Annotated in this window: 15 protein-coding genes; 10 read left to right on the top strand and 5 right to left on the bottom strand. The window is 27.4% G+C overall.

The window, feature by feature from the left end; all coding sequences use genetic code 11:
* Position 1: 1 nt before the first annotated feature.
* Positions 2-856, bottom strand: coding sequence for an AraC family transcriptional regulator (locus JJC01_14270; protein ID UDN57331.1), 855 nt, complete (start codon positions 854-856; stop codon positions 2-4).
* A 192-nt stretch (positions 857-1,048) separates the two neighbouring features.
* Positions 1,049-1,198 (bottom strand): hypothetical protein, encoded by a 150-nt coding sequence (locus JJC01_14265; GenBank protein UDN57330.1) that lies wholly within the window; start codon positions 1,196-1,198, stop codon positions 1,049-1,051.
* A 258-nt stretch (positions 1,199-1,456) separates the two neighbouring features.
* Here JJC01_14265 and JJC01_14260 point away from each other — a divergent pair, with 258 nt between their 5' ends.
* The 7 genes from JJC01_14260 to JJC01_14230 all read left to right on the top strand — a co-directional run bounded on the left by JJC01_14260 (position 1,457) and on the right by JJC01_14230 (position 6,745).
* Positions 1,457-2,053: a site-2 protease family protein gene (locus JJC01_14260; GenBank protein UDN57329.1), complete on the top strand. Its 597-nt coding sequence runs from the start codon at positions 1,457-1,459 to the stop codon at positions 2,051-2,053.
* A 29-nt stretch (positions 2,054-2,082) separates the two neighbouring features.
* A complete protein-coding gene (locus tag JJC01_14255) occupies positions 2,083-2,802 on the top strand; it encodes a segregation/condensation protein A (GenBank protein UDN57328.1) in 720 nt (239 codons plus the stop codon).
* A gap of 1 nt (position 2,803) precedes the next feature.
* Complete coding sequence (gene scpB, locus JJC01_14250; GenBank protein UDN57327.1) at positions 2,804-3,343, top strand: SMC-Scp complex subunit ScpB; 540 nt, start codon at positions 2,804-2,806, stop codon at positions 3,341-3,343.
* A 219-nt stretch (positions 3,344-3,562) separates the two neighbouring features.
* Positions 3,563-4,195: a DUF2953 domain-containing protein gene (locus JJC01_14245; GenBank protein UDN57326.1), complete on the top strand. Its 633-nt coding sequence runs from the start codon at positions 3,563-3,565 to the stop codon at positions 4,193-4,195.
* Complete coding sequence (gene ytfJ, locus JJC01_14240) at positions 4,149-4,577, top strand: GerW family sporulation protein (protein UDN57325.1); 429 nt, start codon at positions 4,149-4,151, stop codon at positions 4,575-4,577. Before JJC01_14245 ends, ytfJ begins: the two co-directional genes overlap by 47 nt.
* Positions 4,578-4,837: 260 nt before the next feature.
* Positions 4,838-5,278 (top strand): MarR family transcriptional regulator, encoded by a 441-nt coding sequence (locus tag JJC01_14235; GenBank protein ID UDN57324.1) that lies wholly within the window; start codon positions 4,838-4,840, stop codon positions 5,276-5,278.
* Positions 5,279-5,293: 15 nt separating this feature from the next.
* Positions 5,294-6,745 carry a leucyl aminopeptidase gene (locus tag JJC01_14230; protein ID UDN57323.1) on the top strand — a complete coding sequence of 484 codons (1,452 nt, stop codon included), beginning with the start codon at positions 5,294-5,296 and terminating at the stop codon, positions 6,743-6,745.
* A 101-nt stretch (positions 6,746-6,846) separates the two neighbouring features.
* Here JJC01_14230 and JJC01_14225 read toward each other — a convergent pair whose 3' ends face one another.
* Positions 6,847-7,515: a YwaF family protein gene (locus JJC01_14225; protein UDN57322.1), complete on the bottom strand. Its 669-nt coding sequence runs from the start codon at positions 7,513-7,515 to the stop codon at positions 6,847-6,849.
* 276 nt (positions 7,516-7,791) lie between these two features.
* On the opposite strand from JJC01_14225, the gene JJC01_14220 reads away from it, so the two are divergent.
* Entirely contained in the window at positions 7,792-7,941 is a 150-nt protein-coding gene (locus tag JJC01_14220; protein UDN57321.1) for a hypothetical protein, read from the top strand.
* A gap of 211 nt (positions 7,942-8,152) precedes the next feature.
* Here the strand turns inward: JJC01_14220 and JJC01_14215 are convergent, their stop codons facing one another.
* Positions 8,153-8,473, bottom strand: a complete 321-nt coding sequence (locus JJC01_14215; protein ID UDN57320.1) for a MazG-like family protein — start codon at positions 8,471-8,473, stop codon at positions 8,153-8,155.
* 118 nt (positions 8,474-8,591) lie between these two features.
* Entirely contained in the window at positions 8,592-9,329 is a 738-nt protein-coding gene (locus tag JJC01_14210) for an NAD-dependent protein deacylase (protein UDN57319.1), read from the bottom strand.
* Positions 9,330-9,643: 314 nt separating this feature from the next.
* Here JJC01_14210 and JJC01_14205 point away from each other — a divergent pair, with 314 nt between their 5' ends.
* Both JJC01_14205 and JJC01_14200 read left to right on the top strand, forming a co-directional pair.
* Positions 9,644-11,473, top strand: a complete 1,830-nt coding sequence (locus JJC01_14205; protein ID UDN57318.1) for an SH3 domain-containing protein — start codon at positions 9,644-9,646, stop codon at positions 11,471-11,473.
* A 212-nt stretch (positions 11,474-11,685) separates the two neighbouring features.
* Positions 11,686-15,984 (top strand): PolC-type DNA polymerase III, encoded by a 4,299-nt coding sequence (locus tag JJC01_14200; protein ID UDN57317.1) that lies wholly within the window; start codon positions 11,686-11,688, stop codon positions 15,982-15,984.
* Positions 15,985-16,112: the final 128 nt, after the last annotated feature.

Below are 16,112 nucleotides of genomic sequence, written 5' to 3'. Positions count from 1 at the left end.
TTCAATTCTCCTTTTTATCCTCTTTAAAATTATTTTTATCATTGTTTATAAATATATTTTGATATTGTTTAGGTGTAAGACCAATAAAGTTTTTAAAGAAATTTGTAAAGTGACTTTGGTCCACAAAGCCTGTTTGTATAGCAGCATCTATAGGTTCTATTCCATTTTCTAAAAGTTTCTTAGCTTTATTTACTCTTATATTTTCAAGGTATCTATAGGGTGTAATACCTTTTAATTTTGTAAAATTACGAAGTAATGAGTACTTATTCATTTTTGCTAGATAACTTAATTCATCAAGTGCTATGCGTTCAGCATAATTATTTTCTAAATAATCACAGACTATTTGAATTTCTGTATTTATTTTTTCTGAGTTAGATTGTAAAACTGGCTCTGTATATTCATTGATTATTTGTTCAATTAGGAAAAAGAATATTTCTTCTTTTTTAAAATCTAATTGTTCTTCCATAATTATATGATGTAGTTCTTGTAGTAAAGGTACTAATTCACTACGAAATATTACCTGCTGATTGAATTGAGGTAAATAATTTTTCCCTGTAATTTCTAATATAGCTTTTTGCATTATTTCTGGTTTAATATTAATACATCTATAATCAAGAACTTCATTATCTATTTGTTCACAAGTATGACTATCAAAAGGATTAAAAAGTAATAAATCTCCTGTGCTTGTGGTATACTTTTTGTTTTTGCATGATAAATATCTTTGACCTTTTTCTATAAAACCAATCACATAGTGTTCATGAAAATGGTTTGGAAAATTTTGCATAATACCTTTGAATCTATATGCTTCAATTTCTAATTCACTATCAAAACATACTGTGCGTTCTTCTTGTTTCAACTGGACAACCTCCTTTCATAATGTATAAAGTGTAACATATATTTTTTTGTAGTTCTTGTATGATATTGACTAAAAATTAAGAACAACTAAAAAAATGACAACTTAATTTTTTTAGTTGTCAAATTAAATAATATTTATATGTAATTTATTTTGCTAACCAATTAAAACTTCTGCCTTTTTCTTTACAAATAGTTAATGATTAAGTATTTTTTCAGTTACAATAACTTCGTCTAACATGTTTTCATAAGAAGCAAGTTCTTTTATAAATTTTAATAAAAGGTTTGTATCTGATTCAACTGTGTATCTAAATTTTAGTTCATTATTTTCTACAGTACTATTCATTTTGTTGTTACCTTCATTTGTAATACACCAATAAGATAACAACAATGTCAGTTTATGTCAATATAATATTATACTACCAATAAGTGTAATTATTATATTTTTACAGCTAATATGATATAATAATAAAAGTTATAAAGTAAAAAATGAATTTTAATTTTATGCTTATACACACAATTATTATAATATAAAATAATTTTGATTATAAGTTATTTAATTGTTATAATAGTATTAAAAATTTAATTTAGGAGATGTACATTAATGTTAAGTATGAATATAGGAGAAATCGTAGCAAGTTTGGTTGGTATAGCCATGGCAATATCAATACATGAGTTTGGTCATGCATACTCGGCACATTTATTAGGTGATGATACAGCTAAGGCTTATGGAAGAATGACATTAAATCCTGTAAGACATGTCGACCCAATTGGTCTTTTGGCTATGTTTATTCTTAGAATAGGATGGGCAAAGCCAGTCCCAGTAAATCCTAATAATTTTAAAAATTACAAGATAGGCAATTTGATAGTTTCACTTGCAGGTGTTTTCTGTAATGTTCTGACCGCTATAGTCTGTGTCATTATAAATAAATATGTGCACATGTATGCGATAAATACAATAGCTGAATATGTATTCTTATATAGTATGGGATTTGCAGCTTTTAATTTACTGCCTATACCTCCACTTGATGGATGGGGAGTTATATCTACACTTGTTCCATATAAATGGAATGAATATGTATATAAATTTGAAAATATGAGTTATATAATTTTGTTGATTGCTTTATTTACAGGGATATATCAAATAATATTAACACCAATATATACAGTATTACTAAGAATAGTATATTTATTTGTTTAATAAAATAAATAACTTAAAGAGGGATTAATATGAAGTATAATATACAATTACAAGTTTATGAGGGACCATTAGATTTGCTGTATGACTTGATAACTAAACATAAGATAGATATAAAAGATATATCAATTATAGATATAACTAAGCAATATCTTAATTATCTAAAAATGTTAGACAAAATGGATTTAGAGATAACTAGCGAATTTATAACTATGGCATCTAAGCTTTTAGAGATAAAATCTAAATACTTACTTTACAAACAAAAGGATGAAGAAGAAGACCCAAGAATAGAACTTATGGAGAAATTAGAAGAATACAGAAAATTTAAAATAGCATCACAAGATATAAAGGAAAATATAACTTATATTAATGAAAGATTTTATAGAACTAAAGAAGAAATAGTTATTGATGATAATGTAGATTTAGAAGATATATCAATAGAGGCAATAAAAAATATACTTCCATATATATTTAAGGTTAAAACATCACAAATTGAAAATACTAATGATGAAAAATTGGATAAAATAGTGAGAAAAAAGATAATATCTGTGGAAGAAAAAATAGTGTATATAAGAAATGTCATAAAAGAGAAAATAGAAGTTACTTTTACAAATATCATAAAATCATATGAAAATGATGAAATAATTGCTACTTTTTTATCTATATTGGAGCTTATAAAAGAAAAAGAGATAGTAGTGGTACAAGATATATTTTTTGATGATATTTTAATTAGAAAAAGTTCGGAGTGTTAAAATGAAAAGAGAAGATATAAAGTGTATTATAGAATCTATTATGTTTGCATATGGTGACCCAATAAGTATAAAAGAATTAAATTATATAATAAATAAAGAACTTTCATCAAAAGAGATAGAGATTATGTTAAATTTACTTATTGATGAATATAGAGAAAAAAATAGAGGTATTCAAATAATCAAATTGGAAAACAAATATCAAATGTGTACAAATGAAGATTATGCAGAATATATAAAAAAAATTATTGAACCAAAGAAAAAGAAAAGTTTGAGTCAAGCTACACTAGAGACTCTTACTATAATTGCATATAAACAACCAATAACGAAGGTAGAGATAGAAGATATAAGGGGAGTAAAATGTGATAAGGTGCTACAAACTCTATTTGAAAATCAACTTATAAGAGAGGCTGGTAGACTTAATAAAATAGGAAAACCTATAATTTATAAGACAACAGATGAATTTTTAAAGTTGCTAAATATAGAAAGTCTTGAAGAGTTGCCTGCTATAGAAACTTATCAAGAAGCATTAACAAATGAATAAAATGTTATACAAAGAGAATATTAATTTTACAATAGAAATGTTAATTTTAAAATAAAAATATGGAGAACACAGTAATTTAGTTTATATTTTTAAATTTTTTAGAAGGTTTAAAATACTCTAAGTTATTGTGTTTTTTTGTTTGAATATAAAAAAGTGCTTTTGGTAAAATAAATATGGTTAATTAAGTATAAATAGTAATTTTTTGATGATAATATAGACATGGAGATTAATGAATTACTTAATTTTAAATACTTAATAATAGCAATAATTTTTATAATAAGTATAATTGTATTGTTTTTAATGTCTCATATAAATATCTTATTAATAGCAGATATAAACAATAAAGATGTTTGCTTAAAACTTAATATAAAATACATGTTTGATTTAATAAATATAAATAGACAACTATATCCAGCTGAAAATAGTAACAATAATGATAAAAAAGAGGGGATGAAGAATAATATAGACTCTAGTATATTATTAGCTGATGACCTTTTAAGTATTTATAGACTATTAAAAAAGATAAAAATACATGAATTTTATTCAAACATTGATTTTGGAACTAAAAATGTAAGTTTGACATCTTCTGTGTATGTATTAATAAATACTCTATATGGAAATTTATTTAATATAATTGATGCAGAAAAAATATATCTAAATGTAAATCCAAATTTTACAAAAGATTACTTTTTGGGAAATGTAAGGATACATATAAGGTCAAGAATAAAAGATTTATTTCATTTTATAATAATGGTTAATAAGGTTATGAATAAAAATAAAGGAAATTATAAGGGAGGTGATAGTAATGAGAGCAACAGGTTCGATACAAAGTCTTATGGAAACAACTCTTGAAACTATTAAAGGTTCTATAGATGCAAATACTATTATAGGAGACCCTATAAAAACAGATACTACAGTAGTTGTTCCTATATCAAAAGTAACAATTGGATTTGGTATAGGTGGAGGAGAATATTCAAAAGGATATGATGAGAAAGATAAAAATATTGAAATAAAAAGTGAAAAAGCAGATACAAATTTTGCAGGAGGTAGTGCAGGAGCTATATCTGTACAACCAGTAGCATTTGTAGTAGTTGAAAGTGGAGAAACTAGAATAATGAGTTTAGATAGTAATATTAATCTAGTAGATAATATCTTGTCTATAACTCCTAGAGTATTAGAAAAAATTCAGAATATATCTCAAAATAATAAAAATACAGACAAGAATAATATGTAGTATAAGATTAGAATACTTTTGAAAATAAAATATATCCTTAAGTAAAATAGTGAGATTGATATAAGTCTCACTATTTTATAATGTAATTTAAATGTTTTTTACTTTATACCTAATAATATTTTAGTTTAAAACAATTTAAATGGATAATAAAGTTTATCTATAGTATAATTATAAAAAGAAAAGAAGTATTATATTAGAGATATATAAACATATTGGGGGGATAAGAGGGAGTCCCAATTATTAATTTTGAGGTGAATTTTATGAGTGATAAAGAGTTATCTATTTTGTTGTTGGAAAGTATGAATAACTTTCATAATTTAATAAAGATTATTAATAATGAAAGATATAAAAAAGGTAAAGTACTTACAGAAAGGCAATTTTTTGCTTTAGTAAGTATAAGAAAGCATAATAAAATGGAACTTAAAAATTTAAGTAGAGACTTACATGTATCTACTTCTAGTTTGTGTATATTGCTTAATAAGCTAGTTGAGCAAGACTATGTATATAGAGAAGAAGATAGTAGAGATAGACGAAATACTTTTTATGGAATAACTGAAAGTGGAGAAAAAATATTAGATGATGAAATATTAAAATTTATATCTATAATAAGTGATAAAATGAACTGTTTAGATGTAAAAAACAAAGATAAATTATTTGATTCTTTGGAAGACTCTAGAAATATAATTGAGCAATTATTTTAAAAAGGAGAATTTGATATGCAGATAAAATGTTCTAAAGAAATATTAAAAAGCTTGGATGATGCTATAACTGTAGTTACTGTGTTTGAAGATGAGAATGTTTCTACAATGTTTGATAAATTAAATATTGTAAGTAAAAACTTCAGTGCTAAAGAAAATAACATAGAGATTGTGACATTGCTCGAAAATGAAAATCTAATAGACATTTGTCTAGTTGGTCTTGGTAAGAAAGAATCTTTAGATAAGGAAAAACTTAGAATCATAGGGGGCAATTTATGTAAAAAAATAAAAAGTATATTGAGAAATAAAGTATGTAAAAATAATGATATTAACATAATAAATATTAATTTAGATATAGAAGAGATAGGTGCTTTTTCAGAAGGAATATTGCTTGGAAACTATAAATTTGATAAATATAAGACAAAAAGTAAAGAATTTGAAGAAAGAGAAATAGAGAATATAATTATATTCACTGAAAAAGAAGCAGATTGTCAAATAGAAAAAGCTAGAATACTATCTAATTCAACTATAATAGCTAGAAATCTAGTTAACGAACCATCAAATATAATATACCCAAAGACATTGGCAATAGAGGCAGTTAGACTTGGGGCAGAGTATGGATTTAATGTTGAGATTTATGAAGAAGAAAAAATAAAAGCATTGGGTATGGAAGCTTTTTTTGCTGTATCAAGAGGTTCAGTTAATAAACCAAGATTTATAGTAATGAGATATTTTGGAGATGAAGAGAATTCAGATATACTAGGTCTAGTGGGCAAAGGATTGACTTATGATACTGGTGGATATTCTTTAAAATCAAATGCATCTATGCTAGATATGAAAACAGACATGGCTGGAGCTGCAAGTGTAATAGGAGCTATGTGTGCCATATCTCAGAGTAAATTAAAGAAAAATGTTATAGCAGTAGTAGCTGCATGTGAAAATGCTTTATCGGGAGGTTCATATAAGCCAGGAGATATAATTAACTCTATGGCAAGAAAAACTATCGAAGTTTTAAATACAGATGCAGAAGGTAGACTTACATTAGCCGATGCAATATATTACATTATTAATAATGAAAAAGTAACAAAAGTTGTTGATGTAGCAACATTGACTGGTGCAGCTTTAACATTATTAGGTAATGTTGCAACTCCTGTAGTAACAAATAATGATGATTTTTATTGTGAATTGGAAAAAGCATCTACTTTATCTGGAGAAAGAGTTTGGAAGATGCCTCTTTATGATGAGTTTAAAAATATGGTAAAGGGAGAAGAAGCAGACCTTAAAAATACTGGAGGTAAAAATGCTGGATGCATAACAGCAGGAGCCTTTATTGGAGAATTTGTTGGCAGTACTCCATGGATACATATGGATATAGCAGGTACAAGTACATCATCAAAATCAAAGGGATATAAATCAAAAGGAGCGACAGGAGAGCCTGTTAGGACATTGTATTATTTAGCAGAGGTATAAAATTATATATTACAAAAACTATAGTTTAATGTGTAAAGCCACTTGGATATTTTTAAAACTTAAAAAATATCTAAGTGGCTTTATTTATAAATTTAAACAAATTATTTACTCTTTTTCTTTTTTTCAAGGATAAAGGTATCTATATTGGATAAAAGAGGAAGTATGTACACAATGCTAGTAGCAAAAATAAATATGAAAATGGTAGTTGTATTGTAACTTAAAAAGCTATAGTAATATTGTGAATCAGTAAATGTATTTAGTAAAAATATAAATGAAAAATAAATAAGACAAATTCCAAAATTATCTCTAAATGCATGTCTGTTAACTTTAAATTTTCTTACATCAACCATATAAATATTTGCATATATTATCAAACATTTAGAGAAGATAAATAGAAAATATATGAAGCTAGGAAATTCGTATCCTAAGTTTTTAGAAAAAATAAGTTCTCCAACAGAACAAACTAAACTCCAAGAAAAAAATATGTTAAAAAAATGATACTGTTTAAAAACTAATATAGCTATACATATGTAGATACAAATATGGCTAATTCCAATTGGTAAGGAATTCAAGGTGCTATAATTCCCTGAAGAAATAATTAAAATTTGTTCTAAAGCAACGACTATTACCATTAAGGTACAAAGTATTTTTTCAACTGTGTAACTATAGGGTAAAATATTTTTTGTTAGCTTTGGACAATGATATAGAAATAATCCGAATATAAAAAGACTTACAAACTGTTCACTAGAAAAAAGAAAAATTTTAAACATAGAGCATTCTCTCCTATAATAAATTAATATGTACCTATATAAATATATTCATCCTCTGTCAATTTAATATATAAAAAATTTAATAAAGTTAAGATTTTATATAGAAAATTTAAAGAGATAAAAGTTTTTAAATTTCGTAGTCATAGTGGCCATATTAGAATCGTGTCAAAAAATAAAAATATTTTTATTTATTAAAGTTTTTGGGAATAATAATAACAAATATTAGAACTAATTAACAGTTTTTGTAAGTATTTGACAATAGAGAGGGTGTAACAAATGGGAATAATAGAATCAGCATCAAAGTTAGCTGAGATAGTTCATTTATTAGCAATTGAAAAAGGGATAACAGATATAGAAGCATGGGATGAAGCGATAGAAGAATATAGTAAAATTTATGAAAATAAGAGAGAACAATATAGAAGTTAAAAATAAAATTTTGCTGACAAAAACTCATTATACTGGATAAAATTTAATTGTTTATGAAAATATTAAATAATATACACAAATAAAATAAAAAATGGTATCTCAATTACAATTTAAAAAATCATTTTGAGATACCATTTAATAGCAAATTTACATAGAAATTAAACATTTCAGACTTTAAATTTATTTTAATAAATATTTAGAGATAGAATGTTTACTTATCTAGGTTTTTTATGTAGCCTCTTTTTTCTAGTTTTTTTATATGTTCTTTGCGTATTTCATCAAGATTAATACCATATTGTTCTTCTAGTTTAAACATCATAGTTACACATGTTTGAGCCACGTCCATCAATTCTTTAGCAGTTTTCTTTATAATATCAACTTCATCTAAGTCATTATTTTCTCCACTTAGATTTCTGAATTTGCCTATACATTCAGCTAGTTCGCCTTGCTCTTCACCCATTTTGATAAATGTAGATTCCAGTGTTGGGTCTAAATTATTAAGTTCTGGTAAAGATATAGTTTTTAGTTTCATAAAAAGCTCCTTTCAAATTATATATTTATACTAAAATACTATAACAAAAATAATAATAAAAAGAAACTTTAAATTCAACATAAAAACTCATATATATAATAAAAATATTGAAATAAATCTATATTTGTCTTAATACAGCTTCATATAGAACTTCTCCAATAGGTCTATTAATTACAAGAGATGCAGATTTATCATAAACTGTGTTTGCCTTATTAATAAGAGCAATATATTTACCTTTGTAATAATCTATAAAACTAGCTGCTGGATATACAGCCAAGGATGTACCTCCTATAATCAGTAAATCAGCATTACTTATAGCAGAAATTGTCTTAGTAATAACATCACCGTCAAGAGCTTCTTCATAAAGCACTACATCAGGTTTTACTATAGAGCCACAATCATCACAATGAGGAATATTACCTCCTAGATTTAGCATAGCTTCTAAATCAAAAAATTTACCACAGTTAGTACAGTAATTTCTATGTACAGAACCATGAAGTTCTAAAACATTCTTACTTCCAGCCATTTGATGAAGTCCATCAATATTTTGAGTTATAACAGCTTTAAGTTTGCCCATTTCTTCTAGCTTTGCCAAAGCTATATGGGCATTATTAGGTCTTGCATTAGGATATATCAGTTTATCTTTGTAGAATTCAAAGAACTCTTCTGGATATTTAACAAAAAAAGTATGTGAAACTAATTGCTCAGCAGTAAATTGTTTATTGAGTTTTTGACTAAAAAGTCCAGTAGAGCTTCTGAAATCTGGTATATTAGATTCAGTTGAAACACCTGCTCCACCAAAAAATACTATATTATTATGATTAGATATTAAGTCTTTTAGGTTATTTGCATCCATAGTTTACACCTCCAAAATTATTATATATAGATTGTACTACATATTATAAAGTTTATGTTACTTTATTAGATTCTGAGTATCTTCTTAATGTTTTACAAATCAATTTAAAGAGTGGGCATAAATAAAATTATATGAGCTAAAAGAGTTTATATTTTTCAATATATAAATAGATAAATTAAAATCAGAAATGAAAATAAAGAAAGTATAAATAAAATGTATACATAATATAAATAGACAATATTTACTAAAATCATAAGTTGTCGTATAATTATATTAAAATTGTTTTAGTGTTAAAAGAAGGGCGGGGGAAGTAAGTGAAGAAAAAAGCAGCTTTAGCAACATTAGCTGTATTGCCATTAACTATGGTAAATGCACATGCTGATGGAGAAATAGGTATAGTGACTATAAATTATTTAAATGTAAGAAATGAACCAACTGCCGAAAGTAGTATATCTTTTGTTGCTAAAAAAGATGATAAAGTTTTAATAAAAGACTCTTCTAATGGATGGTATAAAATAAAAGCTGAATCTGGACAAGAAGGTTGGGCTTCATCAAAATATATAGCAAAATCTAATGGTGACTTTTTAAGAACATCTACAAATAAAGAAAAACAGGTTACCTCAAATAGTTTAAATATGAGAAATGGAGCAGGAACAAGCTATAGAGTTATAACTGTATTAAAAAAGGGACAAAAAGTAGAAGTAATATCAGAAAGCAATGGCTGGTCAAAAATCAAATATGATGGAAGACTAGGCTATGTATCTAGTTCTTATCTAGGAGATGTATCAAGTTCAACTAATAAATCAAAAACTAAGCAGGTAAATACAACTTCACTAAATGTAAGAAGTGGTCCAAATACAAGCTATGGTGTATTAGGTAAGTTACAAAAAGGAAGTAAGGTAGAAGTAATATCAGAATCTAATGGATGGTCAAAAATAAAGTATAATGGAAAAGATGGATATGTATCTAGTATGTATTTATCAGATGCAGGTCAGAGTGATACAAATAATTCTAGCCAAGATACTGATAAAAAAAATACTAATAAATTTGTAAATACAGCCTCTTTAAATGTAAGAAGTGGTCCAGGCTCTACATATAGTAAATTAGGAAAAGTCTATAAGGGAAGCAAAGTAACTGTAATGTCAGAAAGTAGTGGATGGGCTAAAATTAATTTTAACAATAAAGAAGCATTTGTTGTGGGGAATTATCTAGCTGATTCGACAGATACATCAGATGATAATACAAATAATAATAACTCAAATAACAATTCCAATAATAATGGAAATAATGATTCTACAACGTCAGGACAAGTAAATGGTATGGCAAATATAAGTGGAGCTAAGATTGATTACAAATCTTTAAACTATACACTAGCTTCTCATGTAAGTAAACAAGTTGAGAAAGCAACAGCAGGAGGGAATGTAATAGCTCCAGGTAATAGAAAAAGTACCCCAAGTCCTGAATTTAGTACATTTTCAGCACAAAGAACAAGTTCATTTGTAAATGCTAGTTCAAGTGACATAGAATATTATTTAAATCCTAAAAACTTTACAAATACTACAAAAGGTATGATGCAATTCTTAAAAATTAATAGCTATAGAAGTGGTATATCAGAGTCAAGCTTAAATTCATACCTTAATGGATTATCTTCTAGTGTATTTAAGAATCAAGGAGCTGCATTTATAAACGCTGCTAAGAAGTATAATATAGATGTAGTATATCTAGTATCTCATGCTATGTGGGAAACTGCTTATGGTAAATCTACACTTGCACAAGGTCAGACATTGACTTCTTATAAAGGCCAAGCTCTTAGCAAACCAGTTAAAGTGTATAATTTTTTTGGAATAGGAGCAATAGATAAAAGTGCCAATGTTTCAGGAGCAGAGGCAGCATATTCTAATGGATGGACTAGTATTGAAGCTACGATAGATGGTTCTGCAAAATGGATATCTCAAAACTATGTAAATAGTTCTAAGTATAATCAAAATACTATTTACAAGATGAAGTGGAATTATGATTATACATGGCACCAATATGCAACTGATGTAAATTGGGCTAATGGAATTTCTGGAATTATGGAAAATTTAATTGGCCTTTATAGTGGTGGAAGTAGTTTAGTCTTTGAGGTACCACAATATAAGTAATACATAAGTAAAAAATATAGACTATGGGTAGTTTTTCATTTTGTTTAAATTATCTGTAGTCTTTTTGTATATAATTTACAAGATATAAATCTTAATATTAGCAAAATTTTTATGCTATAATATTAATTCTAAGTAAATATAAATGAGTAATAGATAGAAATAGAGAAAAAGTGGTAATAATATATATATAATGTTAGGAAAGGAGGATATAAATGGAAAGTGTTAAGGAATATTTAGATAAATTAGAAATTAATAACAGCGGTCTTGGAAAGCAACTTAAAGAAGTTTACATAAGTAGAGTAGTTTATTTTAAAGAAAATAAAATTGTTTATTTTTACCTGACATCTAAAGATATTGTTTCACATGAACTTTTAGATAAATTTAGAGAAGAATTGATGTATAAGCTTGATTATTTTAAAGATATAAAGATGAAAATAAGATTTACTGGGTTTGAAAGAAAATCTAACAAAGATGTTATAAAAAAATATTGGAATAATATCTTGTATATATTAAAGTACCTGTGTCCATCCATTGCAGGATGGTATAAGCAAGTTGAATTTCTTTGTTTAGATGAAGAATTAAAAATAAAACTCCCAAAGGGTATATTTTATGAGAGATTAATAAAAAAAAATGTAGTTCATGTACTTAAAACTGTTCTTAGTGAAGAATTGGGATTGGATTTAGATATAACTATTGAAAAAGCTGTTGATGAAAAGGTAAATGTAGAAAGACTTATAAGAATAAATGATAGAGAAATGGAAGAAAAAATTAGAGCATTGGAAATTGGACAAATTAATAAGTGTGAAGAAAATGAAGAAGAAGGCTATGTTATTAAATCAGAAGTTGACGAAAATTTAGTCTATGGAGATAATGCAAATGCTATGATTGAAAATATATCTGGTTTAAATGCCTCTTCTGGAACAGTTGCAGTTGTTGGAGATATATTTGATGTTGAGACTAAAGAACTTAAAAATGGAAAAATACTTATGATAGCATCAATTACAGATTATACTAGTTCAATAAGTTGTAAGCTATTTTTAACAGATACCAATAAAGATGGAGTACTTGAAAATGTTAAAAAAGGAGCTTATTTAAAACTTAAAGGTGACATAGTTTATGATACATATCAAAGAGAAATTAGTATGATGATTAGTGGAATTAGACAAGAAGCTAGACCAGAGAGAAAAGATACTTCAGAAGAAAAAAGGGTGGAGCTTCATGCACATACTCAGATGTCTTCTATGGATGCTATTTGTTCTGTTAAAAAACTTGTAGAACGTGCAGCAAAATGGGGACATCCAGCGGTTGCTATAACAGACCATGGTGTTGTACAGGGATTCCCAGATGCTATGAATGCTGGTAAGGCAAACAACATAAAAATACTTTATGGAGTAGAAGGGTATTTAGTTGAAGATGATTCTCTTATTATAGAAGATGCAAATGATAAAGAACTTTCTCAGACGTTTGTTGTATTTGATATAGAGACTACTGGATTTTCTAATACAAATGATAAAATAACTGAAATTGGTGCTGTAAAAATAGAAAATTTTAAAATTGTAGATAGATTTAGTGAATTAATAAATCCTGAAAAAGATATTTCGTATAAGATACAAGAATTAACAGGAATAACTAATGAATTGATTAAAGATAAGCCAACTATTGAAGAAGTTCTTCCAAGATTTATGGAGTTTGTTGGAGATAGTGTACTAGTTGCACATAATGCGGAGTTTGATACTGGATTTATATCACAAAAGTGTAGAGAACAGGGGATAATGTATAATCACAAAAAAGTAGATACACTTATGTTAGCCAGAGTAATGCTTCCCAAGTTAAAAAGACATAGATTAAATGTTGTTGCTAAAGAGCTTGGCATACCTCTTTTAAACCACCATAGAGCAGTTGATGATGCGGAAGCAACTGCACTTATATTTAATAAATTTTTACAGATGCTTACAGAAAAAGGTGCCAAAACTTTAAGTGATGTGAATAATATTCTTGGAAAAATCGATTATACAAAGCTTAGTACAAATCATATAACTTTGATAGCAAAAAATTCTATAGGTATAAAAAACTTATATAAAATAATTTCAGATGCACATGTAAATCATTTTTTTAGAGCCCCAAGAATCCTTAGAAGTATTTTAAATGAGTATAAGGAAGGTCTCATAATTGGTTCCGCTTGTGAAGCAGGGGTTGTTTTTCAAGCTGTAAAGAAAAATGTATCTGATGAAGAAATGAAAAAAATAATAGATTTATATGATTATATAGAAGTAATGCCTATAGATAACAATAGGTTTATGATTGATAAAGGAGAAGTAAAGGATGAAGAAGAGCTGAGAGAATTAAATAGAAAATTAATTGATACAGCTAAGAGGTTTAATAAAATTCCAGTAGCTACTGGAGATGTGCATTTTTTAGATAAACATGAGGCTGTTTTAAGAAAAGTTCTAAAGTATTCTCAAGGATTTAAGGTAGATGAAGAAGAGACTTATTTACATTTTAGGACAACAGATGAAATGTTGGAGGAGTTTAGTTATCTTGGAGAAGAATTAGCATATGAAGTTGTGGTTGAAAATAGTAATTTGATTGCTGATATGGTTGAAAATATAAAACCTATACCAGATGATACATATCCACCAATTATAGAAGGTTCAGATGTAGAATTAAGGGAAATGTGCTATGAAAAAGCTAAACGGATTTATGGAGAGCCAATACCAGAAATAGTTCAAAAGAGATTGGATAGAGAATTAAATTCAATAATAAGTAATGGATATGCAGTTATGTATATTATAGCTCAAAAACTAGTTGCAAAATCTCTTTCAGATGGGTATTTGGTTGGTTCAAGAGGTTCTGTTGGTTCATCATTTGCAGCTACTATGAGTGATATAACAGAAGTTAATCCTCTACCAGCTCACTATATTTGTGAAAATGAAGATTGTAAATATTCCTTTTTTTATGAAATAGGTGAATGGGGGTCAGGTGTTGACTTGCCAGATAAGGATTGTCCAAAATGTGGAAGAAAACTTGCTAAAAATGGTCATGACATTCCGTTTGAGGTTTTCTTAGGTTTTGAAGGAGATAAAGAACCAGATATAGACCTAAATTTCTCAGGAAATTATCAGCCAACAATCCACAAATACACCGAAGAATTATTTGGAGAGGGATATGTATATAGAGCAGGAACTATAGGTACAGTAGCAGAAAAAACAGCTTTTGGATATGCAAGAAAATATGTAGAAGAAAATAATATAAGTGTACCAAATGCGGAGGTTCTTAGACTTTCAAATGGGTGTACTGGCGTAAAAAGAACCTCAGGACAGCATCCTGGTGGAGTTATGGTTATACCAGACTATAAAGATGTATATGATTTTACACCTATACAATATCCAGCAAATGATACTTCTTGTGGCGTTATAACTACTCACTTTGATTATCATTCAATAAGTGGTAGGATACTTAAACTTGATATACTTGGACACGACGGTCCTACTATCATAAGAATGCTTGAAGATATTACTGGAATAAATATAACTGAAATTCCTCTAGATGATGAAGAGACTATGTCTTTATTTACATCTACAGAAGCGTTAGGAGTTACACCAGAAGAGATAAATTGTCCTATAGGATGTCTTGCTGTACCTGAATTTGGAACTAAGTTTGTACGACAAATGCTCCTTGATACAAAACCTACTACGTTTGCAGAGCTCGTACGTATATCTGGTCTTTCTCATGGTACAGATGTTTGGGTAAATAACGCACAAGATTTAGTTAGAGAAGATATAGTGGGATTAAAAGATGTTATATCTACACGAGATGACATAATGAACTACTTAATATTTAAAGGCTTACCTCCTAAGATGAGTTTTACAATAATGGAGAGTGTAAGAAAAGGGAAAGGTTTAAAACCAGAACATATTGAAGAAATGAAGAAAAATAATGTTCCAGAATGGTATATAGGTTCGTGTAAAAAGATTAAATATATGTTCCCTAAAGCACATGCTGTTGCTTATGTTATGACCTCATTTAGAATTGCATATTGTAAAGTACATTACCCAGAAGCCTTTTATGCAACTTACTTTACTACAAAGGTGGAAGATTTTGATGCAGATTTAATTGTTAAAGGTTTGGATACTATAAAATCAAAAATAAATGAGATTGAAGCATTGGGAAATGATGCAACTACAAAGGAAAAAGGTATGTTGACCGTATTAGAAGTTGCACTTGAAATGTATGCAAGGGGGATAAGGCTGTTACCAGTTGATATATATAAATCGGATGCAAGTGACTTTATAGTTGTTGGAGAAAAAACATTACTTCCACCAATGGCAGCAATACAAGGTCTTGGAGGAAATGCAGCTTTAAATATTCAAAATGAAAGAAAAAATGGTGAGTTTATATCAAAAGAAGATTTAAGAAAGAGAGCAAAAGTATCAAAAACAGTAATAGAAACACTTACTAATCATGGCTCACTTGAAAATATGAGTGATGAAAACCAATTGTCACTGTTTTAGGTTAGTTCAAAAAGTTGCAAATAAAAGAATTTTATGATATCATAGTATAGAAAATAGTATACTTTGCAGAAACTAAGAGTGAGACAGCTGTTCTCACTCTTTTATTTTAAATATATTATTAAGAACTA

This window comes from Clostridioides sp. ES-S-0010-02, from assembly GCA_020641055.1.
In the GTDB taxonomy this organism is placed as follows: domain Bacteria; phylum Bacillota; class Clostridia; order Peptostreptococcales; family Peptostreptococcaceae; genus Clostridioides.
This window is presented reverse-complemented; position numbering and strand designations above follow the sequence as displayed.

Excerpts from the sequence above, each read along its gene's own strand:
- JJC01_14265 (UDN57330.1), bottom strand. The coding sequence starts at position 1,198 with ATGAATAGTACTGTAGAAAATAATGAACTAAAATTTAGATACACAGTT.
- JJC01_14260 (UDN57329.1), top strand. The coding sequence starts at position 1,457 with ATGTTAAGTATGAATATAGGAGAAATCGTAGCAAGTTTGGTTGGTATA.
- JJC01_14255 (UDN57328.1), top strand. The coding sequence starts at position 2,083 with ATGAAGTATAATATACAATTACAAGTTTATGAGGGACCATTAGATTTG.
- scpB (UDN57327.1), top strand. The coding sequence starts at position 2,804 with ATGAAAAGAGAAGATATAAAGTGTATTATAGAATCTATTATGTTTGCA.
- JJC01_14245 (UDN57326.1), top strand. The coding sequence starts at position 3,563 with ATGGAGATTAATGAATTACTTAATTTTAAATACTTAATAATAGCAATA.
- ytfJ (UDN57325.1), top strand. The coding sequence starts at position 4,149 with ATGAGAGCAACAGGTTCGATACAAAGTCTTATGGAAACAACTCTTGAA.
- JJC01_14235 (UDN57324.1), top strand. The coding sequence starts at position 4,838 with ATGAGTGATAAAGAGTTATCTATTTTGTTGTTGGAAAGTATGAATAAC.
- JJC01_14230 (UDN57323.1), top strand. The coding sequence starts at position 5,294 with ATGCAGATAAAATGTTCTAAAGAAATATTAAAAAGCTTGGATGATGCT.
- JJC01_14225 (UDN57322.1), bottom strand. The coding sequence starts at position 7,515 with ATGTTTAAAATTTTTCTTTTTTCTAGTGAACAGTTTGTAAGTCTTTTT.
- JJC01_14220 (UDN57321.1), top strand. The coding sequence starts at position 7,792 with ATGGGAATAATAGAATCAGCATCAAAGTTAGCTGAGATAGTTCATTTA.
- JJC01_14215 (UDN57320.1), bottom strand. The coding sequence starts at position 8,473 with ATGAAACTAAAAACTATATCTTTACCAGAACTTAATAATTTAGACCCA.
- JJC01_14210 (UDN57319.1), bottom strand. The coding sequence starts at position 9,329 with ATGGATGCAAATAACCTAAAAGACTTAATATCTAATCATAATAATATA.
- JJC01_14200 (UDN57317.1), top strand. The coding sequence starts at position 11,686 with ATGGAAAGTGTTAAGGAATATTTAGATAAATTAGAAATTAATAACAGC.